The organism is Pseudomonas sp. GL-R-19 (genome assembly GCF_019956375.1).
Lineage (GTDB): Bacteria > Pseudomonadota > Gammaproteobacteria > Pseudomonadales > Pseudomonadaceae > Aquipseudomonas.
In genome coordinates, this window is record NZ_JAHBDJ010000066.1 from 63,055 (window position 1) to 85,166 (window position 22,112).

The following is a 22,112-nucleotide window of genomic DNA, read 5'->3' on the forward strand; positions in this document are numbered from 1 at the left end:
GTCTGCTTTAACGACCGCCCATGATCGCGATGTAATCCTGGGTCCAGCGGCTGTACGGCACGAACTTGCCGCCTTCAGCCTGCGGGGTTTTCCAGAAGGCGATCTTGTCGAACTGATCGAAACCGTTGGTCTTGCAGCCTTCGGCGCCGAGCAGTTCACTGCCCTGGCACGCCGCCGGAACCGCTGGCAGCGAGCCGAACCACGCCGCTACGTCGCCCTGGACTTTCGGTTGCAGCGACCAGTCCATCCACTTGTAGGCGCAGTTCGGGTGCTTGGCCTCGGCATGCATCATGGTGGTGTCGGCCCAACCGGTGGCGCCTTCTTTCGGGATGGTCGAGGCGATCGGCTGCTTCTCGTTCATCAGACCGTTGACCTGATACGGCCACGCGCCGGAGGCGACCACGCCTTCGTTCTTGAAGTCGCTCATCTGTACCGTGGTGTCGTGCCAGTAGCGGTGTATCAACGGCTGCTGGGCGCGCAGCAGGTCGAGCACGGCTTTGTACTGGGCCTCGGTCAGTTCGTAGGGGTTCTGGATACCCAGTTCCGGCTTGGCGGTCTTCAGGTACAGCGCCGCGTCGGCGATGTAGATCGGGCCGTCATAGGCCTGCACGCGGCCCTTGTTCGGCTTGCCGTCCGGCAGGTCTTGCGCATTGAACAGCACGCCCCAGCTGGTGGGCGCGGTCTTGAATACGTTGGTGTTGTACATCAACACGTTCGGGCCCCACTGATACGGGGCGCCGTAGGTCTGCTTGTTGACCACGTACCAGGGGCCATCCTTGAGGCGCGGGTCGAGGTTTTTCCAGTTCGGGATCAACGCGGTGTTGATCGGCTGCACACGCTTGCCGACGATCAGGCGCAGGGAGGCATCTCCGGACGCCGTCACCAGGTCGTAACCGCCCTTGGCCATCAGGCTGACCATTTCATCGGAGGTGGCGGCGGTCTTGACGTTGACCTTGCAGCCGGTTTCCTTCTCGAAACCGGTGACCCAGTCGTAGGCCTTGTCGCTCTCGCCACGTTCGATGTAGCCAGGCCAGGCCACAATATCCAGTTGGCCTTCGCCCGCCCCGACAGCTTTGAGCGGCTCGGCGGCCTGGACGCTGGCGCTGGCGAGCAGTGCGGTGGTGATTGCACTGAACAGTGCGGTCTTGTGCACGAACATGGGAATTCCCTCTTCTTTAATTATGGTCGGGGCAGTTTTTGAACGTGGTTTCAACGTTGTAAACACAGTCCTGTAGGAGCCGTGCGGTGCCTTCACTGGCGCCTTCGCTGGCAAGCCAGCTCCTACAAGGGGCACGGTGTTGTGACGTTTCAACATCAATGCCTTTACGGCTAATTGTTAGCGTAGTGCTCTTTTATAAATGCTCGCCATGGCGGGCCATGATGTGCCGCACCACGCTGTAGTCCTGAAGCGAATCGCTGGACAGGTCCTTGCCATAGCCCGAACGCTTCAGGCCGCCATGGGGCATTTCGCTGACCAGCATGAAATGGCTGTTGATCCAGGTGCAGCCGTACTGCAAGCGCGCCGCGACCTGCATGGCCTTGTCGAGGTTCTGGGTCCAGACCGACGAAGCCAGGCCGTATTCCGAATCGTTGGCCCAGTCCACCGCTTGTTCCAGTTCATCGAAGCGAGTCACGGTAACTACCGGCCCGAACACCTCGCGCTGGACGATTTCATCGCCTTGTTTGCAGCCGGCCAACAGGGTCGGCTGGTAATAGAATCCGGCGCCGGAATGCACGGCTGCGCCGGTCACCCGCTCGATGTGCTGCTGGCCGAGTGCGCGCTCGACAAAACTGGCCACGCGGTCGCGCTGGCGGGTGCTGATCAGCGGGCCGATCTCGTTGTCGGCGTCGCGTTTGCCGGCGAAGCGCAGGCTGCTGACGGCCGCGCCGAGCTCGGCCACCAAACGGTCATGAATCCCGGCCTGGGCGTAAATCCGGCAAGCGGCGGTGCAATCCTGGCCAGCGTTGTAATAGCCGTAAGTGCGCACGCCTTCGACCACGGCCTGAATGTCGGCATCGTTGCAGACGATCACCGGGGCCTTGCCGCCGAGTTCGAGATGGGTGCGTTTGAGGGTTTTGGCGGCGGCTTGAAGAATTTTCTGGCCAGTGACGATATCGCCGGTCAGCGACACCATGCGCACTTTAGGGTGGCTCACCAGGTGGCTGCCGACGCCTTCACCACCACCACAAACGATGTTGATCACACCCCGTGGCAGGATCTCGGCCAGCGCTGGCGCCAGGGCCAGGATCGACAGCGGCGTGTGCTCCGACGGCTTGAACACCAGGGTGTTGCCGGCGGCGAGGGCCGGGGCGATTTTCCACGCGGCCATCATGATCGGGTAGTTCCACGGCGCAATCGACGCCACGACCCCGATAGGATCGCGACGGACCATGCTGGTGTAGCCCGGCAGGTATTCGCCGCTGAGCTGGCCGGTCTGGCAACGCACGGCACCGGCGAAGAAGCGGAAAACGTCGACCGTGGCATTCAGGTCATCCTGACGGGCCAGGTGCAACGGTTTGCCGCAGTTCATGGATTCGAGGCGGGCCAGCAGGTCGGCGTTTTTTTCGATGGCGTTGGCGATTTCCAGCAGCAGGTTCGAGCGTTGCTGTGGCGTGGTGCGCGACCACCCGGCAAAGGCTCGGTGGGCAGCGAGGATGGCGGCTTCGACTTGCTCGGTGCTGGCTTCGGCGATCCGGGTCAGGACTTCCCCGGTGGCAGGGTTGAGAATCGGCTCGACGCAGCCTTGACCGGCGACTAATTCACCATCGATCAATAATGCGGTGAACAACGGGGTCTGCGCGCCAGCCATTTTTCGTGTTCTCGTTCTTTGTGTGGCTTGTTGTGTAGACATGGCAGCGCTCCCTGTGACTGGGGCCCGGCCGTCTTTATTGGATGCAACAAGACTAGAGCGCGGACCCGAGGTCGACAAATTCTAAATACTGAAGGTGGCGTTCGATTAAATAGATGGCTTGCGCCCGCCGTGGGGTTGTTCGCGGGCGACTGTGAGGAACGGGTCGACCAGCGCTGGCCGCGCGGTGCCGCGACGCCAGGCCAGGCCGACATCCAGGGTCTGGCTGAGGTCGGCAATCGGGCGGGCTTCAATGATGTCGCCCTCCAGTGACCACGGGCGATACGTCATGTCGGGCTGGATCGAAACGCCCAGCCCGGCGGCCACCAGGCTGCGCACCGCTTCGGTCGAGGCCGTGCGCAGGGTGATGCGTGGCTGCAGTGAGGCGGCGGACCACATGCGCTGGGCGTTGTGGTCCATTTCATCGACGTTCAGCTGAATCAATGGCTCGCGGGCCACGTCGGCGAGGTTGATGCTGTCGTGCTCCAGCAACGGGTGCTGGGCCGGCAGCCATAGACGGTGCGGCGAGTGGGTCAGCACTTCGGTCTGCAGGGCATGGCGGTCTTCGAGGTTGGACAGGACCAGCACGCCGACATCGATCTCGCCGCTGACCAGCAAATGCTCGATATACGGGCGTTCGTCCTCCATCACGCGGATTTCCACGTTGGGGTAGGCACGCTGGAAACGGGTGAGCAAATCCGCCAGGTAATAACCGGCGACCAGACTGGTCACTCCGACGATCAACTGCCCGGCGACCTGGTCGGTGCTCTGTTGCAGGCTGCGCTTGGCGTTATCCACGGTGGCCAGGATCAAGTGCGCCTGACGCAGGAATTGATGCCCCTGGTGGGTCAGGGTCATGCCCTTGGCGTGCCGACTGAACAGGCTGACGCCGATTTCCTCTTCCAGTTGCTGGATCGCCAGGGTCAGGGTCGACTGGGAAATGAACGCGGTTTGCGCGGCGGCCGAGATCGAACCGGTCTCGGCCACGGCGATGAAATGACGGATCTGACGCAAGGTCATCATGGGAAAGCACCCGGTGGGCTGTTTTTATCGATTGGCCAGAGTGTATATCTTTTTTTCTGATGGGCCGGGCCAGGCGGCAATGCGCGGATCGAGGCAATGCAACATCTGGAAGCACTCTCGCCCCCGGGGCGTGGGCACTTTCATTTTAGGCTGGTGGCCTTGGTTTCAGGTTAAACGTCTTGTGGAGGTGGCAAATGAACACCCGTGGATTGCTCGATCAACTACTCAAGTCCGGCCAGGACCTGTTGCAGAACAAGGCCGGTAGCTCACCGCAAAAGGGCGCGAGCGGTGGCACCGGTGCCCTCGGCGGTTTGCTCAGCGGCGCGAGTGGCGGGGCATTGGCGGCAGGCGCCATGGGTTTGCTGCTCGGCAGCAAAAAGGCCCGTAAAGTCGGGGGCAAGGTCGCGGTCTACGGCGGTCTCGCCGCGTTGGGCGTGCTGGCCTATAAAGCCTACGGCAACTGGCAGGCGCAGCAGGGCGTTGCGGCCGGTACGGAGCCGCAAACCCTGAACCGCGTACCGGCCGCGCAAGTGGAGTCGCACAGTCAGGCGATTCTCAAGGCGCTGGTGGCTGCGGCCAAGGCTGACGGTCATGTCGATGAGCGTGAGCGAGCCTTGATCGAAGGCGAGTTCAGCCGGCTCGACAGCGACCAGGAACTGCAACGCTGGCTGCACGCCGAGCTCAACAAGCCGCTGGACCCGAGCGATGTCGCCCGCGCCGCCCACTCCCCGGAAATCGCCGCCGAAATGTACATCGCCAGCGTGATGATGGTGGACGAGGAAAACTTCATGGAGAAGGCCTACCTCGATGAGCTGGCGCGGCAGCTCGAGCTGGAGCCGGGGTTGAAAGCCGAGCTTGAGAAGCAGGTTCGCCAGGCTTCCCGGTAAGCACATAAATATCGTAGGAGCTGGCTTGCCAGCGAAAGCGGTCATTCAGTCAGTAATCGGTTGCCTGACACGACGCTTTCGCTGGCAAGCCAGCTCCTACAGGTTTACTCGACTCGCCAATCTCGGGATTTGTGTACGACGCTGGTCATTGCAGCCACCCGACACCTCGCACGGCCAATCCACGGTCGGCTTCTGCACTTATGTCACTGGCTACTTCTACCCGATCTGATAGAGAGTCCCTGACCCGATCCGGGCAGGGGTGCGTAACCGTCTTATTAATGAAACACCGCCCTCAGCTATACTCCCCCGCATTTCGTATCAGCCCCGAGGAATGACTGTGAAGAACTGGACGTTGCGCCAACGCATTTTGGCGAGCTTTGCGGTAATTATCACCATCATGTTGCTGATGGTGGTCGTCTCGTATTCCCGGCTGTTGACGATCGAAAACAGCGAGGCCAGCGTGCGTGAGGACGCTCTGCCAGGGGTGTATTACAGTTCGATGATTCGTGGCGCGTGGTCCGACAGTTATGTACGCATTCAGGCCATGCTCGGCCTGGAGGAAGGGCAGGGCTTCACTGCCGAGGATGCCGCGAACTTCAAGGGCTTCGCCGAGCGGTTGAAGGAGCAGATGGACCTCTACCGTGCAACGATGGCCGACGAAGAAGACAGGGTCGATTACGCAGCGTTCGAAAAACTTCATGAGGACTACCACCGGATTCTGGCCGCGGTGATCGAGTTGCATAAACGTAACCAGAACGCTGAGGCCGTCAACATGTTCCACAGTGAGCTGACCCCGACCTGGATAGCGGGTCGAATGAAGGTCAATGACATCCTGCAGCATAACAAGACCGTGGCGGACACAGAGATCGCGGCCATTGATGATGCGGTGGTCACCGCCAAAGCCATCATGGGCATTTCCCTGGTGATCGCGGTATTGGCCGCCGCCCTCTGCGGCCTGTTGTTGATGCGCGCCATCATGGCGCCGATGAACCGCATCGTGAAAATCCTCGAAATCATGCGCACTGGCGACCTCAGCAGCCGCCTGAATCTGGAGCGCAAGGACGAGTTCGGCGCGGTAGAGACCGGCTTCAACGACATGATGACCGAGCTCACATCTTTGGTGTCCCAGGCCCAGCGTTCGTCGGTGCAGGTGACCACGTCGGTCACTGAAATTGCCGCCACCTCCAAGCAGCAGCAAGCGACCGCCACTGAAACCGCCGCCACCACCACGGAAATCGGTGCGACCTCCCGTGAGATCGCCGCCACTTCCCGGGATCTGGTGCGCACCATGACCGAGGTCTCCACCGCCGCCGATCAGGCTTCCGTGGCCGCCGGCTCCGGGCAACAGGGCCTGGCGCGCATGGAGGAAACCATGCACTCGGTGATGGGCGCGGCCGATCTGGTCAACGCCAAACTGGCGATCCTCAACGAGAAGGCCGGCAACATCAATCAGGTGGTGGTGACCATCGTCAAGGTCGCCGACCAGACCAACCTGTTGTCGCTCAACGCCGCCATCGAGGCCGAGAAGGCCGGGGAGTACGGGCGCGGGTTTGCCGTGGTCGCCACCGAAGTGCGGCGCCTGGCGGACCAGACGGCGGTGGCCACTTACGACATCGAACAAATGGTGCGCGAGATCCAGTCGGCGGTATCGGCCGGGGTCATGGGCATGGACAAGTTCTCCGAGGAAGTGCGTCGCGGCATGTCCGAGGTGCAGCAGGTCGGCGAGCAGTTGTCGCAGATCATCCATCAGGTTCAGGCGCTGGCGCCGCGGGTGCTGATGGTCAACGAAGGCATGCAGGCCCAGGCTACCGGCGCCGAGCAGATCAACCATGCGCTGGTGCAGTTGGGCGATGCCAGCAGCCAGACCGTCGAGTCTCTGCGTCAGGCCAGTTTCGCCATCGATGAGCTGAGCCAGGTGGCCGTCGGGCTGCGCAGCGGCGTTTCGCGATTCAAAGTCTGATGAGCGAAATCACGGCCAAACGCTCTGCCGTGAAACGGGCGCTGCATGCATTGTTTCTGGTGTTCCGCATCGGCAGCGAGCGCTATGCGTTGCAAGCCGTCGAGGTGGCGGAAGTGCTGCCGCGCCTGCCCTTGAAGCCCATTCCCCATGTCCCTGCCTGGGTCGCCGGGGTGTTCGCCTATCGGGGCGCCGTGGTGCCGGTGATCGACTTGAGCGCACTGACGTTCGGTACGCCTGCACAGGCCCGTACCAGCACGCGACTGGTGCTGGTCAACTATCGCCCGGATGAAACTACCGAAGCACAGTTGCTCGGATTGATTCTGGAACAGGCGACCGACACCTTGCGCTGCGATCCTGCGGATTTTCAGCCCTACGGCCTGGAAAATCGGCACGCGCCTTACCTGGGGCCGGTGCGCAAGGACGAGCAGGGCTTGCTGCAATGGGTACGGGTCAGCGATCTACTGGACGAACAGGTCCGCGCCTTGCTGTTTCCCTCGCCGCCACTGGATCCGGCACTGCTGGAGGAGCGGTCATGAGCAGCGATCAGCGCTTTTTCGACTTCCTCAAAGAGCGTATCGGACTCGACGTGACCTCGGTGGGTCCGGCAATCATCGAACGAGCGGTACGCCAGCGCAGCATTGCGGCGCAAGCACCCTCGGCCGATGAATACTGGCGCATCTTGCAGGACTCGCGGGACGAACAGCAGGCGTTGATCGAAGCGGTGATCGTTCCGGAAACCTGGTTCTTCCGTTATCCGGAATCCTTCGCCACCCTGGCGAAGCTGGCGAGCAAACGTCTGGCCGAGATCAATAACTTGCGCGCACTGCGGATTCTCAGTCTGCCGTGCTCTACCGGTGAAGAACCCTATTCCATCGCCATGGCGTTGCTCGATGCCGGGCTCAAGCCACACCAGTTCAAGGTCGACGGCATGGACGTCAGCCCATTGTCAGTGGAAAAAGCCCGGCGGGCTTTGTATGGCAAGAACTCCTTTCGGGGTGATGACATTGCGTTTCGTGACCGTCATTTCATCGATGAAGGCGAGAGCTATCGCCTCGATCAGAGGGTGCTTGAGCAAGTGCGTTTGCAGGTCGGCAATCTGCTGGATCCGGCCTTGCTGGCCGGTGAGCCGCCATTCGATTTCGTGTTTTGTCGCAACCTGCTGATCTATTTCGACCAGCCGACCCAGAAGCAAGTCTTCGAAGTGCTCAAGCGCCTGACCCACGTTGACGGCGTGCTGTTTATCGGTCCGGCCGAAGGCGGTCTGCTGGGGCGTTTGGGAATGCGCTCGATCGGTATCGCGCAGTCCTTCGCGTTCAGTCGACAGGGGACGCCGGACCCTGATCCCTTGCCGGCATTCGTTCCAGCGCCATTGCCAGTGCTGCAACCGTTGCGCAATCCATCGCCTGTGCCAATGCCAGTGCGCAGCCGTCCATTCGCCAGTGTTGTGCCGCTGGCTTCTGCGCCGAAAACGTCTGGCACCGATACGGCCGTGCTGCTGGCGAACATCGCCGCGCAGGCCAATGCAGGCAAAAGTGCCGAGGCGAGGGCTGCTTGTGAAAGCTATTTGCGCAGTCATGAGCCGGTAGCCCAGGTGTTCTATTGGCTGGGACTGCTCAGCGATGTAGCCGGAAACGTCCTCGAAGCCCAGGGCTTTTATCGCAAGGCGTTGTACCTCGAACCGCAACATCCCGAAGCGTTGATGCACCTGGCTGCATTGCTGCAGGCCCAGGGCGACGTGGCGGGAGCCAGGCGATTGCAGGTACGTGCCGCCCGTAGCGCACGCACCACCGACAGTGAGCGTAAACGATGATCGCCTCCGACACCTTTAGCGTCACACGGGATGCCCAGGCCATCGACGACTGCTGGAACCGCATCGGTATCCACGGTGACAAGTCCTGCCCATTGCTGGTCGAGCATATTCATTGCCGCAATTGTGCGGTGTATTCGGCGGCCGCCACACGCTTGCTCGATCGCTATGCGTTGCAGCAGGAGGATCGCGGGCCAGTGTCCGTCACGGTCGAGAGCGAGGTGAAAACCCGCTCGTTGTTGATGTTCCGTCTGGGTGAAGAATGGCTGGGCCTGGTCACGCGCAGTCTGGTCGAGGTGGCGCCGCTGCAGGCGATTCACTCCTTGCCGCACCAGCGCTCCCGAGCCTTGCTCGGCGTGGCGAATGTGCGCGGCGCGCTGGTCGCCTGCCTGTCACTGGTGGAACTGCTCGGCCTCGACGGCACCAGCAACGTCGCACCCGGCACGCGGGTCATGCCGCGCATGCTGATCATCGCGGCCCACGGCGGACCAGTGGTGGTGCCGGTGGACGAAGTCGACGGGATTCACGCCATCGACGAGCACGTCCTCGATACCGCATCGCGTTCGGGTGCGCAAGCCAGCGCCAAATACACCCGTGGCGTCTTGCAATTCAAAGGTCGCAGCCTGCGTTGGCTGGATGAAGAACAGCTGCTGTCCGCCGTGACCCGGAGCCTCTCATGACCCCCGAGCAAATGCGCGACGCCTCTTTGCTGGAGCTGTTCAGCCTGGAGGCCGAAGCCCAGACCCTGGTCTTGAGTGTCGGCCTGCTGGCGCTTGAGCGCGACCCGACCCTGGCCGATCAACTTGAATCGTGCATGCGCGCGGCGCACTCGCTCAAGGGAGCGGCGCGGATCGTTGGCGTCGATGCCGGGGTCAGCGTTGCCCATGTGATGGAAGATTGCCTGGTCAGTGCCCAGGAAGGGCGCCTGGTGCTGCGTCCGGGGCACATCGATGCGTTGTTGCAAGGCACCGATTTGCTGATGCGCATTGCCACGCCAGGCAGCACGCCGGGGGACGCGGACATCGACGCCTATGTGGCATTGATGGCGCGGTTACTGGACCCGACGGCGCCGTTGATCGCGCCAGCAGAACCGCTGATGGCCGAACTTCAACTCGAAGCACCCGCGCCCAAGGTCGAGTCGCCGGCGTCTGCCGACGAGCCGCCATCGGCGCCAGCCCCGCGCAAGACCACACGCACCACCGAAAACGGCGAACGTGTGCTGCGTGTCACCGCCGAGCGCCTGAACAGCCTGCTCGATCTGTCGAGCAAATCCCTGGTGGAAACCCTGCGGCTCAAACCGCACCTTGCGACCATGCAGCGCCTCAAGCGCATTCAGAGCAACAGCCTGCGTGCACTGGAAAGTCTCAACGTTCATCTCAAGGATCACGCCTTGAGCCTGGAGGCCCGGGAAGCCCTTGAGGATGCGCGCCGCTTGCTCGCGCAATCCCAGCAATTGCTCATGGAAAAGAACACCGAACTCGATGAGTTCGCTTGGCATGCCAGCCAGCGGGCACAGGTGTTATACGACACGGCGCTGGCCTGTCGCATGCGGCCGTTTGCCGATGTGCTGACCGGTCAGGTGCGTATGGTCCGTGATCTGGGGCGCGATCTGGGCAAGCAGGTGCGACTGGAGATTGAGGGTGAGAAGACTCAGGTTGATCGCGACGTGCTGGAAAAACTTGAAGCGCCGCTGACTCACTTGTTGCGCAATGCGGTCGACCACGGCATCGAAACCCCGGAACAACGCCTGCTGGCGGGCAAGCCGGCTGAAGGTTTGATTCGCCTGCGTGCGTCCCATCAGGCCGGTTTGCTGGTGCTTGAATTGAGCGATGACGGCAATGGCGTGGACCTGGAAAAGGTCCGTCGCAGCATCGTTGAACGAAGTTTGTCGCCCGCGCAAACCGCTGCTCAGTTGAGCGAAGAGGAGTTGCTGACATTCCTGTTCCTGCCCGGTTTCAGTCTGCGCGACACGGTCACCGAGGTGTCCGGTCGCGGCGTTGGCCTGGATGCGGTGCAGCACATGGTCCGGCAGTTGCGCGGCGCGGTGGTGCTGGAGCAGACGGCGGGCGAGGGCAGTCGTTTCCACCTCGAGGTGCCGCTGACCCTGTCGGTGGTGCGCAGCCTCGTGGTGGAAGTCGGCGACGAAGCCTATGCCTTTCCGCTGGCGCATATCGAGCGCATGTGCGACCTGGAGCCGGCGGATATCGTGCAGGTCGAAGGTCGCCAGCATTTCTGGCACGAAGGCCGGCATGTCGGCCTGGTGGCGGCCAGCCAATTGTTGCAACGCCCGGCCAGCCAGAACAACGGGCAAACCCTGAGCGTCGTGGTGATTCGCGAGCGCGATGCGATCTACGGCGTGGCAGTGGAGCGGTTTATCGGTGAGCGGACATTGGTGGTGTTGCCGCTGGATGAGCGTCTGGGCAAGGTGCAGGACATTTCCGCCGGGGCCTTGCTCGACGACGGTTCGGTGGTGCTGATCATCGATGTCGAAGACATGCTGCGTTCAGTGGATAAATTGCTCAACACCGGGCGTCTGGAGCGCATTGCCCGTCGCAGCGATCAGGTGGTCGAGGCGGCCCGCAAACGAATTCTGGTGGTGGATGATTCCCTGACCGTGCGAGAGTTGCAGCGCAAGCTGTTGCTCAATCGCGGCTACGACGTGACGGTTGCGGTGGACGGCATGGACGGCTGGAACGCGCTGCGTTCGGAGGATTTCGATCTGCTGATCACCGACATCGATATGCCGCGCATGGACGGCATCGAACTGGTCACGCTGCTGCGTCGGGACAATCGCCTGCAATCGGTGCCGGTGATGGTGGTGTCCTACAAGGATCGTGAAGAGGACCGGCGCCGTGGACTGGATGCCGGGGCCGACTATTATCTAGCCAAGGCCAGTTTTCATGACGACGCCTTGCTCGATGCAGTGGTCGAGCTCATCGGAGGAGCACGAGCATGAGGATCGCAATCGTCAATGACATGCCCATGGCGGTGGAGGCCCTGCGTCGCGCCCTGGCATTCGAGCCGGCCCACGAGGTGGTCTGGGTCGCCGGCAATGGTGCCGAGGCGGTGCGCCAGTGTGCGCAGGACACGCCGGACCTGATTCTCATGGACCTGATCATGCCGGTGATGGATGGCGTCGAGGCCACGCGGCGGATCATGGCCGAGACCCCGTGTGCCATCGTCATCGTCACCGTGGATCGCCAGCAGAACGTGCACCGTGTGTTCGAGGCCATGGGCCACGGTGCGCTGGACGTGGTCGACACCCCGGCCATCGGCACCGGCAATGCCCAGGAAGCGGCCGCGCCGTTGTTGCGCAAGATCCTCAACATCAGCTGGCTGATCGGCGACAAGGGCAACCTTCCGCGACCGACGCCGGCACCGTTGCGCAGTTCGGGCTCACGCCAGCGCCTGATCGCCATTGGCTCATCCGCCGGTGGGCCGGCAGCGCTGGAAGTCTTGCTCAAAGGGCTGCCGCGTGATTTCTCTCCGGCCATCGTGCTGGTGCAGCACGTTGACCAGGTGTTTGCCGCCGGTATGGCTGAATGGCTCAGCAGCGCCAGCGGCCTCAATGTGCGCCTGGCCGAGAACGGCGAGCCGCCGCAAAGCGGCACGGTAATGCTGGCCGGCACCAATCACCATATTCGCTTGCTGAAAAACGGCACGCTGGCCTACACCGCCGAGCCGGTCAACGAGATCTACCGGCCCTCCATCGATGTGTTCTTCGAGAGCGTGGCCAGTTACTGGAACGGTGACGCCATAGGGGTTTTGCTCACCGGCATGGGGCGTGATGGCGCCCAGGGGCTTAAACTCATGCGCCAACAGGGCTTCCTGACCATCGCACAAGACCAAGGCAGCAGTGCGGTGTACGGCATGCCGAAGGCGGCCGCGGCCATCGACGCTGCCGTGGAGATTCGCCCGCTGGACAAGATAGCGCCACGATTGCTGGAGATTTTCGCCAAATGAGCACTTTTGCCCTCATTCCTGGCTCAGGTAGTACTCAGGTGACCGCACATGACTGAATTACAGCTCGACGACTTCAAGACCGACGAAAACGCCGCCATGGTGTTGCTGGTGGACGATCAGGCCATGATCGGCGAAGCCGTGCGCCGCGGTTTGGCGAACGAAGAGAATATCGATTTCCACTTCTGCGCCGACCCGCACCAGGCCATCGCCCACGCGGTGCGCATCAAGCCGACGGTGATTCTTCAAGACCTGGTGATGCCGGGGCTGGACGGTCTGAGCCTGGTACGTGAATACCGCAATCACCCGGCGACCAAGGACATTCCGATCATCGTCCTGTCGACCAAGGAAGACCCGTTGATCAAGAGCGCGGCTTTCGCGGCCGGGGCCAACGATTACCTGGTCAAGCTGCCGGACAACATCGAGCTGGTTGCGCGCATCCGCTATCACTCGCGCTCCTACATGACCCTGCTGCAACGGGACGCGGCGTACCGCGCGTTGCGGGTCAGCCAGCAGCAACTGCTCGACACCAACCTGGTGCTGCAACGCCTGATGAACTCCGATGGCCTGACCGGGTTGTCGAACCGTCGGCATTTCGATGAATACATGGAACTGGAATGGCGCCGTTCGCTGCGTGAGCAGAGCCAGTTGTCGTTGCTGATGATCGATGTGGATTACTTCAAGGCTTATAACGACAGCTTCGGCCACCTGGAAGGCGATGAAGCCCTGCGCAAGGTCGCCGCGGCGATCAAGGACGCCAGTGCCCGGCCTTCGGACCTGCCGGCCCGCTACGGCGGCGAAGAGTTCGCCCTGGTGCTGCCCAACACCTCCCAGGGCGGTGCACGGCTGGTGGCGGAAAAGCTGCGCATGACCGTGGCTGCCCTGAAGATCCCGCATAACTCACCCACCGAAGGTTCGAGCCTGACCATCAGCATCGGCCTGTCGACCATCACGCCGAAAGCGGGCAGCAATTGCCGCGACCTGATCCTGGCGGCGGACAAGGGGCTGTATTCGGCGAAGAACAATGGGCGTAATCAGGTGGGGGTCGAATAAACCGTATCCCCCTGTAGGAGCGAGCCTGCTCGCGAAAAAACCAAAGGCGCCGCCGGGCATCTGGTTTTACGCGTCATCGTTAACGACCATCGCGAGCAGGGCTCGCTCCTACAGGACGTGCCTTTTCAGCCAAGCGGACTGCCGTTGCCGACCGTTTCCCGGTATACTCGCCGGCTTTCAAAAGTTCGCCAACGAGTGCTGCCCGTCATGGAAATCAACCCGATCCTGAACACCATCAAGGACCTGTCCGAGCGCTCCGAAACTATTCGGGGGTATCTTTGACTACGATCAAAAGCATGAGCGTCTGACCGAAGTCAATCGCGAGCTTGAAGATCCGGCTGTCTGGAACAAACCTGAATACGCCCAGGAACTGGGCCGCGAGCGCGCTGCGCTGGCGCAGATCGTCGATACCCTGGACGAATTGAACACCGGTCTGGCCGATTGCCGTGACCTGCTGGACATGGCCGTTGAAGAGAACGACGAAGGCGCAGTGGGCGATGTCGTCGCCGAGCTGGCCCGTCTCGAGGAAAACCTCGCCAAGCTTGAATTCCGCCGCATGTTCAGCCATGAAATGGATCCGAACAACGCCTACCTGGACATCCAGGCCGGTTCCGGCGGCACCGAAGCCCAGGACTGGGCCAACATCCTGCTGCGCATGTACCTGCGCTGGGCCGACAAGCGCGGTTTCGACGCGACCATCATGGAGCTGTCGGCCGGTGAAGTCGCCGGGATCAAGGGCGCGGCCGTGCACATCAAGGGCGAATACGCGTTTGGCTGGTTGCGGACCGAGATCGGCGTGCACCGTCTGGTGCGCAAGAGCCCGTTCGACTCCGGCAACCGTCGCCACACATCTTTCTCTGCGGTGTTCGTTTCCCCAGAGATCGATGACAAGGTGGAAATCGAAATCAACCCGGCAGACCTGCGGATCGACACCTATCGCTCCTCCGGTGCCGGTGGTCAGCACGTAAACACCACCGATTCGGCTGTACGTATCACCCACGTACCGACCAATACCGTGGTCAGCTGCCAGAACGAACGTTCCCAGCACGCCAACAAAGACACCGCGATGAAAATGTTGCGGGCGCGCTTGTACGAGCAGGAAATACAGAAACGCAACGCGGCGTCCCAGGCGCTGGAAGACACCAAGTCCGATATCGGCTGGGGTCACCAGATCCGTTCGTACGTGCTCGATGCCTCGCGGATCAAGGATCTGCGCACCAACATCGAACGCAGCGACTGTGACAAGGTGCTCGATGGCGACATCGACGAATACCTGGAAGCCAGCCTGAAATCAGGGCTGTAAAAGACGCAATACAGGATCGGCTGATTCAACTCGATCCCTGTAGGAGCCAGCCCTGCTGGCGATTCCCGGGCCGAAGGGCCCGGGGGCAACGAACCTGTGATGGAATTTTTAAAGACATGAGCGACCTAGAACTCGACCCGCAAGCCCTGCAACAGGAAGAAAACTCCCTGATCGCCCTGCGCAAGGAAAAGCTTGCTGCCGAGCGCGCCAAGGGCAATGCCTTCCCCAACGACTTCCGCCGCGAAAACTACTGCGAGCAACTGCAGAAACAGTACGCGGACAAGACCAAGGAAGAGCTGGCAGAAGCGGCGATCCCGGTCAAGGTTGCCGGTCGTATCATGCTCAACCGTGGCTCGTTCATGGTGATCCAGGACATGACCGGGCGAATCCAGGTCTACGTCAACCGCAAGACCCTGTCCGAAGAAACCCTGGCCGCGGTGAAAACCTGGGACATGGGCGACATCATCGCAGCCGAAGGCACCCTGGCCCGTTCCGGCAAGGGCGACCTGTACGTTGAAATGACCAGCGTGCGCCTGCTGACCAAATCCCTGCGTCCGCTGCCGGACAAGCACCACGGCCTGACCGACACCGAACAGCGCTATCGCCAGCGCTACGTAGACCTGATCGTCAACGAAGACGTGCGCCAGACGTTCCGCGTGCGTTCGCAAGTCATCGCCCACATCCGCAGCTTCCTGATGAAGCGTGACTTCCTGGAAGTGGAAACGCCGATGCTGCAGACCATTCCTGGCGGCGCGGCAGCCAAGCCGTTCGAAACCCACCACAATGCGCTGGACATGGGCATGTTCCTGCGTATCGCGCCGGAGCTGTACCTCAAGCGCCTGGTTGTTGGCGGGTTCGAGAAAGTGTTCGAGATCAACCGCAACTTCCGTAACGAAGGCGTTTCGACTCGTCACAACCCTGAATTCACCATGTTGGAGTTCTACCAGGCCTACGCCGACTACGAAGACAACATGGACCTGACCGAAGAACTGTTCCGCGAACTGGCTCAGCTGGTTCTGGGCAGCACCGACGTGCCGTACGGCGACAAGGTGTTCCACTTCGGCGAGCCGTTCGTGCGTCTGTCGGTGTTCGACTCGATCCTCAAGTACAACCCTGAGCTGACCGCTGACGACCTGAACGACATCGACAAGGCTCGCGCCATCGCCAAGAAAGCCGGGGCCAAGGTGCTGGGCTTCGAAGGTCTGGGCAAGCTGCAAGTGATGATTTTCGAAGAACTGGTCGAGCACAAGCTGGAGCAGCCGCACTTCATTACCCAGTACCCGTTCGAAGTGTCGCCGCTGGCCCGTCGTAACGACGAGAACCCGAACGTCACCGACCGTTTCGAGCTGTTCATCGGTGGTCGTGAAATCGCCAACGCCTACTCCGAGTTGAACGACGCGGAAGACCAGGCCGAGCGCTTCATGGCACAGGTGGCCGACAAGGACGCCGGCGACGACGAAGCCATGCACTACGACGCCGACTTCGTTCGTGCGCTGGAGTACGGCATGCCGCCAACGGCGGGTGAAGGTATCGGTATCGACCGTCTGGTGATGTTGCTGACCAACTCCCCATCGATCCGCGACGTGATCCTGTTCCCGCACATGCGGCCGCAAGCGTAAGTGTTTCAATTAAAAAACCGCCTTTTCAGGCGGTTTTTTATTGCCTGTCTGGTACAAACGTATCAACTTGTTACTTTCATCTGAGAGGAAATACCTGTCGTGATTCGTGCAATAGCTCAAGAAGGTGCAGCGGGTGTCGCCACTGCGGTCGCTGAAAGTGTTCAGTACCAGGGCCGCAAGGCCAGCCGACAGGGCAGCGAGCAGCGACGACAGGAAATCCTGGATGCTGCCATGCGCATTGTCGTGCGCGATGGCGTGCGCGCCGTACGACACCGCGCGGTGGCCGCCGAGGCGCAAGTGCCGTTGTCGGCGACCACTTACTATTTCAAGGATATCGATGACTTGCTCACCGATACCTTCGCCCAATACGTGGAACGCAGTGCGGCGTACATGGGCAAGCTGTGGGTGAACAACGAAGGCCTGCTGCGCGACATGATCGCCAGTGGCGATGGTAGCCCGCAGGCGCGTTCGAAACTGGCGGACGATATTGCCCGGCTGATGACCGATTACGTTCATCGGCAACTGGTCAATCGCCGTGAACATTTGATGGCCGAGCAGGCGTTTCGCCAGGAAGCATTGCTCAACCCGCGTCTGGCCGAGCTGGTGCGCTCGCATCAGCAAATCCTGTTGCAGGGCTCTTGCCAGCTGTTCCAGGTGCTGGGCTCGCGCGAGCCGCATCAGGATGCCAAGGTGTTGACGGCGATTATCGGCCGGATGGAATATCAAGGGCTGCTCAATGTAGACGAGCCTGCCGCCGAACAGGAAATGCTCGGTATTCTGACGCGCTACATGCACCTGGTGCTGGCGTCGGTGTGACGCGATCCCCTGTAGGTCAGCGGTGTGTTCATAGGGAGTTTTGAATGAAAGCCTGGCGTGTCGTTGTGATCGCCTTGTCGTTCCTGCTGCTCGGTGGCTGTCTGGTGACCTTCAAGGAACCGCTGCCCACAAGCGAACCCGCGCCCAAAGGATTACTCGGCAAATGGACCAGCACCAATGCCTGGGGCGAGCCGCTCAACCTCGAACTGACCCGCATCGGCGACAACCGTTATCAGGCCGTCAGCTACTACCGGGCCAGGCCCAGGGAACGTGAAGCCTACCCGTTCACCCTGTCGCGCCATGGCAACCGCTGGTATCTGTCGGCGAAGGTGCCGGCGCAATTCGGCGGGCATTTCACCATTGGCGGGTTTGAACTGACCGACAAGCATGAGCTGGTGGTGTACAACCTCGACCTCGACCAGATCAACCAGGCCATGAAGCAAAAAGCCCTGAACGGCGAACGCTTGCAGACCGACGACGGCGATGGCGTATTGATCGACAGCAACATGGATCAAGTCGCCGCCTACCTCGACGACCCGGCCAATACCGATGTGTTCGTCGAAGCGGTGCGCTATCAGCGTCAGGCCAAAGCCAAATAACCGGCACCAACGGGTTTCTACAGGAGTTTCGCGTGGACGATTACCAACAGTCGATACGCATTTTGTCCGATCGCATCGTGTTGGCGCAGACGCCGATCCGCGTCCTCGATGCGGTCAAATGGGACGACAACATTCGCAAGGGCTTCCTCAAGGCCGATGGCAAGGAAATGCCGGCGGTGGACCGCGACTACTACCTCAACCGGCCGCTGGCGTTCGATTCCAGCAAAGTGAAGCTGGAGTTCCAGAACATCGAGCGCGACATCACCCGCCAGCTCGGCCAGTTCAACCCGGTCGGCCAGATCATGCGGCGCATGTGCAAGGAATACCGCATGGTGGTGCGCATGCTCGAAGCGCGTGGCACCGAGGATTTCGGCCTGATTTCCCAGGAGTTGTACGGCGCCGCGTCCGACGCGTTCCACGCCGGCGACCCGACGCTGTCCGACCTGGGCATGATGCTGTCCGAATACCTGAATAACATCGATGGCCGCGGCGATCTGAAGGATGAACCGAAGACGCTGACTGCCAAGGATGCGGTCGACCTGTTGCAGCATCGCTTGAACAAGGTGTTTGGCGAGGCCGAGGAAACCATCCGGGTGTTCGAGTCCGACGGCATCGTCGCCGATGCGGCGGCGGGCGCCGACTACATCAAGATCCGCGCCGACGCGATGTTCAACGACCGCGATGTGCGTGCACTGGAAGTCCACGAAGGGCTGGTGCACGTCGGCACTACGCTCAACGGCCTGAACCAGCCGATCTGCACCTTCCTCTCCAAGGGACCGCCCTCGTCGACGGTGACCCAGGAAGGCCTGGCGATCCTGATGGAAATCATCACTTTCGCCTCGTACCCGAGTCGCCTGCGCAAACTCACCAACCGCACCCGTGCGATTCACATGGTGGAGGAGGGCGCGGACTTCCTGCAGGTGTTCGAGTTCTTCCGCGAGCAAGGTTTCGAAATGCCCGAGAGCTACAGCAACGCCAGTCGCGTGTTCCGCGGCTCGGTGCCGACAGGTCTGCCATTTACCAAAGACTTGTCCTACCTCAAGGGCTTCATCATGATTTACAACTACATTCAACTGGCCGTGCGCAAAGGCAAGCTGGAGCAGATACCGCTGTTGTTCTGCGGCAAGACCACGCTGGAAGACATGCGCACCTTGCGCCAGTTGGTGGACGAAGGCCTGGTAGTGCCGCCCAAGTACCTGCCGGAACAGTTCCGCGACATGAACGCACTATCGGCGTGGATGTGCTTCTCCAACTTCCTCAACCACCTGAGCCTGGACCGGATCGAGGCGGATTACTCCAACATCCTGTAACGATGACGCGGACCATTGTAGGAGCGAGCCTGCTCGCGATAGCGAACTAACATTCAACAATTATGTTGTCTGATACGCCGCCATCGCGAGCAGGCTCGCTCCTACATGAGCTCCGTGTTTCAACTCCATACTGCGAGGTTTCACCGGATGAGAACCCTCGGCATCCTCTGCCTTCTCCTGGTCTTGAACGGCTGCAGTTCACTGCTGTTCTACCCCGAACCCGGCCAGTTGTTCACTCCGGAAAAGGCCGGGCTTGAATACCGCACCGTCACCCTGATCACCGCCGATGGCCTCAAGCTGAACGCCTGGTGGCTGCCGGCGAAGAAGGGTGTCGAGGTCAAAGGCACGGTGCTGCACCTGCACGGCAACGGCGGAAACCTGCCCATGCACCTCGGCGGGAGCTTTTGGTTGCCGAAAAATGGTTACCAGGTGTTGCTTGTGGACTATCGCGGATATGGCTTGTCCGAAGGTGAGCCAAGCCTGCCGGCGATGTATCAGGACATCGACGCCGCATTCGCCTGGCTGGACAAGGCGCCGGAGGTCAAGGGCAAGCCGTTGATCCTGCTCGGCCAGAGCCTTGGTGGCTCGATGGCCGTGCATTACCTGGTGCAGCACCCGCAACGGCAGAAACAACTCAAGGCCATCGTCCTCGATGGTGCCCCCGCCAGTTACCGCAGCGTGGGCCGGTTTGCCCTGAGCAACTCGTGGTTGACCTGGCCATTCCAGGTGCCGTTGTCCTGGCTGGTACCGGATGGTGACAGCGCGATCAACTCCATGGCGCAACTCAAGGATGTGCCGAAACTGCTCTACCACAGCATCGACGATCCGATCGTGCCACTTTCCAATGGCATCCGGTTGTATCAAGCTGCGCCGCCGCCGCGGGTGCTGCAACTGACCCGTGGCGGTCATGTGCAGACGTTCGCCAACCCGGTCTGGCGTAAAGTCATGCTGCGTTTTCTCGATGACCCGCAGCATTTCAACGGCCTGCGCCGCCTGGGTGAAATCCCCAATTACCCGGCACCCCCGAATTCCGAAGATGAACCACCAGAGAGTCCGCAATGAGTGAAGAACGTAACGCCATCCCGCTGATCATCACCGGTATCTGCAGCATCCTCGGCACCGTCGGTGCCCTGTGGTGGTACGGCTACCTGCACTTCGCCAAGCCCGAGGATGCGTTGCTGCTCAACGAATTCACCATGCTCAAGACCATTCCGGGCGAAGACTACAAAGTCTCTCTGGAACCGGCCGCGCAAGTCGCGCAGTGCATCGATGGCGTGCTGGTGCTGTTCGACATGGAACAGAAAGGCCTGACCGGCGTGCTGGTCGACAGCAAGAAAAAAGCCGTGCGCTGCATGGGGCAGGAAACCCCGCAGAAGCTGGAGCCGTAACTCAATTTTCGCAGGCAACACAGAACCAATGTGGGAGCCAGCCTGCTGGCGATAGCGATTGTGCATTCAACATTGATGTTGACTGACACACCGCTATCGCTAGCAGGCTGGCTCCCACAGGTTTTTGTGTGATGTCGACTTATTGCGTGTTGGCACTGATGGCCGAACGCGGCATCACCGGCTGATTGTCATTGGAAATGGTCACCTCCACCCGGCGGTTCATCGCCCGGCCCGAGGTGCTGCTGTTATCTGCCACCGGATACTCCTTGCCGTAACCCTGGGTGACGATACGCGCCGGATCAACGCCCATCTTCACCAGTGCAGCACGTACGGAACCCGCGCGACGCTCCGACAGCGACTGATTGTGCGACGCCGTACCGGTGCTGTCGGTATAGCCCTCGACGATCACTTTGCGCTCGGGGTTTTCCTGGAGGTACTGCGCCAGTTTATTGATGTTCGCCAGGCCGTTGGCTTTCAGCTCGGCCTTGTCGGTGGCGAACAGCACATCCCCGAAGGTCACCAGCGTCCCGCGATCGGTCTGCCTGGCGTTGAGGCTGTCCTTCAACTGTTTTATCTGCTGATCACGGGCGTCGAGGCGGGCCTGAGCCCGTTGCGCCGAGGCATCTTTCAGACTGGCCTCGGCGGTGCGCAGGGCGATGGTCTGCTTGGCCACTTCGACGCGTTGATTGGTCAAATAGGCAAGCTGGTCGACCTTGGCCGCGTCCTCCTTGTCCATGTAGGCCTTATCGGCCATGTCCAGGTAATCGCTGGCCTCCTTGGTTTCCAGGGCCGCAACCTTGGCCGCTTGCGGATCGGTTTGCAGGCCGGTGTAGTTGCTGCGGGCCTGTTCGAGGTTGGCGTTGGGTGGTGTGGAGCAGGCTGTCAGGGCGACGGTGACAGCCAGCAGGGCAGGGATCATCAATTGATCAGGTTTCATGATTTCGTCCTTTTAGTCGAGTGGGAATGCGGGGGTGCCGCGCCGCTTACTGAACGCTGCGCTGGCTTTCCTGACGCAATTCCTGGACGCCTTTCTGCGCGTCCTTCACTGATTGTTCGGCCTTCATCGCCTGGGCCTTGCGCTCGGCCACGCGAGCGTCCCACTCGGCCTGTTCAGCGAGCATCCGCGCCTGGTCGTATTTCTTGTCGTGCATGGCGATTTCGGCTTGCTTGAGCTTGTCCTGGGCCGACTTCATTTCCACGGCGGCGAACTCGGTGCCGCCGGCGCTCACGGCATCGTTGACGGCCGATTGGGTGACTGCGTACTGCTCGGTCGGCGGGTTACCGGCGCAGCCGGCCAGGACCAGGCAGCTGCCCAGGGCCAACGCCGCCAGTCTGAGGTTTTGCGAACAGGTAAATGAGGACGTGCTGGTTCGGGTTTTCATGGTCTTCAACTCCATTGGGCCAATTCCTGAAAAACGTCGAAGTCCACCCTGGGCATGCGCTGAAACCATCAATTGAGGGGCGTTTCGAAACACTCGTCCCAGGCGTGGTTACTTGGGTTGACCCGAGGCTTTTTTTGAAAGTTCAGAGAATTTAGT

20 protein-coding genes are annotated in these 22,112 nt (G+C 61.1%); 15 read left to right on the top strand and 5 right to left on the bottom strand.

Going from position 1 to position 22,112, the window contains the following annotated elements:
* Positions 1-7 precede the first annotated feature (7 nt).
* The 3 genes from ydcS to KGA83_RS25715 all read right to left on the bottom strand — a co-directional run bounded on the left by ydcS (position 8) and on the right by KGA83_RS25715 (position 3,872).
* The gene (gene ydcS / locus KGA83_RS25705; RefSeq protein ID WP_108216607.1) at positions 8-1,159 is read right to left on the bottom strand and encodes a putative ABC transporter substrate-binding protein YdcS; all 1,152 of its coding nucleotides are present in this window, start codon (positions 1,157-1,159) and stop codon (positions 8-10) included.
* 193 nt (positions 1,160-1,352) lie between these two features.
* Entirely contained in the window at positions 1,353-2,810 is a 1,458-nt protein-coding gene (locus KGA83_RS25710; RefSeq protein ID WP_223531179.1) for a gamma-aminobutyraldehyde dehydrogenase, read from the bottom strand.
* A gap of 147 nt (positions 2,811-2,957) precedes the next feature.
* A complete protein-coding gene (locus KGA83_RS25715; RefSeq protein ID WP_223531180.1) occupies positions 2,958-3,872 on the bottom strand; it encodes a LysR family transcriptional regulator in 915 nt (304 codons plus the stop codon).
* 194 nt (positions 3,873-4,066) lie between these two features.
* On the opposite strand from KGA83_RS25715, the gene KGA83_RS25720 reads away from it, so the two are divergent.
* The 15 genes from KGA83_RS25720 to KGA83_RS25790 all read left to right on the top strand — a co-directional run bounded on the left by KGA83_RS25720 (position 4,067) and on the right by KGA83_RS25790 (position 20,574).
* The gene (locus KGA83_RS25720; RefSeq protein ID WP_108216610.1) at positions 4,067-4,759 is read left to right on the top strand and encodes a tellurite resistance TerB family protein; all 693 of its coding nucleotides are present in this window, start codon (positions 4,067-4,069) and stop codon (positions 4,757-4,759) included.
* 337 nt (positions 4,760-5,096) lie between these two features.
* A complete protein-coding gene (locus KGA83_RS25725) occupies positions 5,097-6,719 on the top strand; it encodes a methyl-accepting chemotaxis protein (protein WP_223531181.1) in 1,623 nt (540 codons plus the stop codon).
* Positions 6,719-7,255: a chemotaxis protein CheW gene (locus KGA83_RS25730; protein WP_108216612.1), complete on the top strand. Its 537-nt coding sequence runs from the start codon at positions 6,719-6,721 to the stop codon at positions 7,253-7,255. The genes KGA83_RS25725 and KGA83_RS25730 overlap by 1 nt, the downstream gene beginning before the upstream one ends.
* Positions 7,252-8,529 (top strand): CheR family methyltransferase, encoded by a 1,278-nt coding sequence (locus KGA83_RS25735; RefSeq protein ID WP_108216613.1) that lies wholly within the window; start codon positions 7,252-7,254, stop codon positions 8,527-8,529. The genes KGA83_RS25730 and KGA83_RS25735 overlap by 4 nt, the downstream gene beginning before the upstream one ends.
* Complete coding sequence (locus KGA83_RS25740; RefSeq protein WP_108216614.1) at positions 8,526-9,206, top strand: chemotaxis protein CheW; 681 nt, start codon at positions 8,526-8,528, stop codon at positions 9,204-9,206. Before KGA83_RS25735 ends, KGA83_RS25740 begins: the two co-directional genes overlap by 4 nt.
* Entirely contained in the window at positions 9,203-11,482 is a 2,280-nt protein-coding gene (locus KGA83_RS25745) for a hybrid sensor histidine kinase/response regulator (RefSeq protein ID WP_223531182.1), read from the top strand. The genes KGA83_RS25740 and KGA83_RS25745 overlap by 4 nt, the downstream gene beginning before the upstream one ends.
* Positions 11,479-12,489: a chemotaxis response regulator protein-glutamate methylesterase gene (locus tag KGA83_RS25750; RefSeq protein ID WP_108216616.1), complete on the top strand. Its 1,011-nt coding sequence runs from the start codon at positions 11,479-11,481 to the stop codon at positions 12,487-12,489. Before KGA83_RS25745 ends, KGA83_RS25750 begins: the two co-directional genes overlap by 4 nt.
* Before the next feature lie 48 nt (positions 12,490-12,537).
* On the top strand, positions 12,538-13,539 hold the full coding sequence (locus KGA83_RS25755) for a PleD family two-component system response regulator (protein ID WP_223531183.1): 1,002 nt from the start codon (positions 12,538-12,540) through the stop codon (positions 13,537-13,539).
* Positions 13,540-13,746: 207 nt separating this feature from the next.
* A protein-coding gene (gene prfB, locus KGA83_RS25760; RefSeq protein WP_223531184.1) for a peptide chain release factor 2 occupies positions 13,747-14,842 on the top strand; the annotation gives its coding sequence in 2 pieces (ribosomal slippage) (positions 13,747-13,818 and positions 13,820-14,842; 1,095 coding nt in all).
* Between the two features lie 116 nt (positions 14,843-14,958).
* Positions 14,959-16,461 carry a lysine--tRNA ligase gene (lysS, locus tag KGA83_RS25765; protein ID WP_008019605.1) on the top strand — a complete coding sequence of 501 codons (1,503 nt, stop codon included), beginning with the start codon at positions 14,959-14,961 and terminating at the stop codon, positions 16,459-16,461.
* Positions 16,462-16,560: 99 nt separating this feature from the next.
* Positions 16,561-17,277: a TetR/AcrR family transcriptional regulator gene (locus tag KGA83_RS25770; protein ID WP_108216620.1), complete on the top strand. Its 717-nt coding sequence runs from the start codon at positions 16,561-16,563 to the stop codon at positions 17,275-17,277.
* A 44-nt stretch (positions 17,278-17,321) separates the two neighbouring features.
* Entirely contained in the window at positions 17,322-17,876 is a 555-nt protein-coding gene (locus tag KGA83_RS25775) for a hypothetical protein (protein ID WP_108216621.1), read from the top strand.
* 32 nt (positions 17,877-17,908) lie between these two features.
* Complete coding sequence (locus tag KGA83_RS25780; RefSeq protein ID WP_108216622.1) at positions 17,909-19,186, top strand: flavohemoglobin expression-modulating QEGLA motif protein; 1,278 nt, start codon at positions 17,909-17,911, stop codon at positions 19,184-19,186.
* Positions 19,187-19,333: 147 nt separating this feature from the next.
* The gene (locus tag KGA83_RS25785) at positions 19,334-20,248 is read left to right on the top strand and encodes an alpha/beta hydrolase (protein WP_108216623.1); all 915 of its coding nucleotides are present in this window, start codon (positions 19,334-19,336) and stop codon (positions 20,246-20,248) included.
* Positions 20,245-20,574, top strand: coding sequence for a hypothetical protein (locus KGA83_RS25790; RefSeq protein WP_007975029.1), 330 nt, complete (start codon positions 20,245-20,247; stop codon positions 20,572-20,574). Before KGA83_RS25785 ends, KGA83_RS25790 begins: the two co-directional genes overlap by 4 nt.
* A gap of 139 nt (positions 20,575-20,713) precedes the next feature.
* On the opposite strand, the gene KGA83_RS25795 is transcribed toward KGA83_RS25790, so the two are convergent.
* A complete protein-coding gene (locus tag KGA83_RS25795; RefSeq protein WP_223531185.1) occupies positions 20,714-21,511 on the bottom strand; it encodes an OmpA family protein in 798 nt (265 codons plus the stop codon).
* Between the two features lie 46 nt (positions 21,512-21,557).
* Positions 21,558-21,971 (bottom strand): DUF4398 domain-containing protein, encoded by a 414-nt coding sequence (locus KGA83_RS25800; RefSeq protein WP_108216625.1) that lies wholly within the window; start codon positions 21,969-21,971, stop codon positions 21,558-21,560.
* Between the last annotated feature and the right edge of the window lie 141 nt (positions 21,972-22,112).

What these genes read in the sequence shown, in the direction of transcription:
- KGA83_RS25710 (WP_223531179.1), bottom strand. Translation starts at nt 2,810, where the DNA reads ATGGCTGGCGCGCAGACCCCGTTGTTCACCGCATTATTGATCGATGGT.
- KGA83_RS25775 (WP_108216621.1), top strand. Translation starts at nt 17,322, where the DNA reads ATGAAAGCCTGGCGTGTCGTTGTGATCGCCTTGTCGTTCCTGCTGCTC.
- ydcS (WP_108216607.1), bottom strand. Translation starts at nt 1,159, where the DNA reads ATGTTCGTGCACAAGACCGCACTGTTCAGTGCAATCACCACCGCACTG.
- KGA83_RS25785 (WP_108216623.1), top strand. Translation starts at nt 19,334, where the DNA reads ATGAGAACCCTCGGCATCCTCTGCCTTCTCCTGGTCTTGAACGGCTGC.
- KGA83_RS25730 (WP_108216612.1), top strand. Translation starts at nt 6,719, where the DNA reads ATGAGCGAAATCACGGCCAAACGCTCTGCCGTGAAACGGGCGCTGCAT.
- KGA83_RS25750 (WP_108216616.1), top strand. Translation starts at nt 11,479, where the DNA reads ATGAGGATCGCAATCGTCAATGACATGCCCATGGCGGTGGAGGCCCTG.
- KGA83_RS25740 (WP_108216614.1), top strand. Translation starts at nt 8,526, where the DNA reads ATGATCGCCTCCGACACCTTTAGCGTCACACGGGATGCCCAGGCCATC.
- KGA83_RS25800 (WP_108216625.1), bottom strand. Translation starts at nt 21,971, where the DNA reads ATGGAGTTGAAGACCATGAAAACCCGAACCAGCACGTCCTCATTTACC.
- KGA83_RS25720 (WP_108216610.1), top strand. Translation starts at nt 4,067, where the DNA reads ATGAACACCCGTGGATTGCTCGATCAACTACTCAAGTCCGGCCAGGAC.
- lysS (WP_008019605.1), top strand. Translation starts at nt 14,959, where the DNA reads ATGAGCGACCTAGAACTCGACCCGCAAGCCCTGCAACAGGAAGAAAAC.
- KGA83_RS25745 (WP_223531182.1), top strand. Translation starts at nt 9,203, where the DNA reads ATGACCCCCGAGCAAATGCGCGACGCCTCTTTGCTGGAGCTGTTCAGC.
- KGA83_RS25790 (WP_007975029.1), top strand. Translation starts at nt 20,245, where the DNA reads ATGAGTGAAGAACGTAACGCCATCCCGCTGATCATCACCGGTATCTGC.
- KGA83_RS25735 (WP_108216613.1), top strand. Translation starts at nt 7,252, where the DNA reads ATGAGCAGCGATCAGCGCTTTTTCGACTTCCTCAAAGAGCGTATCGGA.
- KGA83_RS25715 (WP_223531180.1), bottom strand. Translation starts at nt 3,872, where the DNA reads ATGATGACCTTGCGTCAGATCCGTCATTTCATCGCCGTGGCCGAGACC.
- KGA83_RS25795 (WP_223531185.1), bottom strand. Translation starts at nt 21,511, where the DNA reads ATGAAACCTGATCAATTGATGATCCCTGCCCTGCTGGCTGTCACCGTC.
- KGA83_RS25755 (WP_223531183.1), top strand. Translation starts at nt 12,538, where the DNA reads ATGACTGAATTACAGCTCGACGACTTCAAGACCGACGAAAACGCCGCC.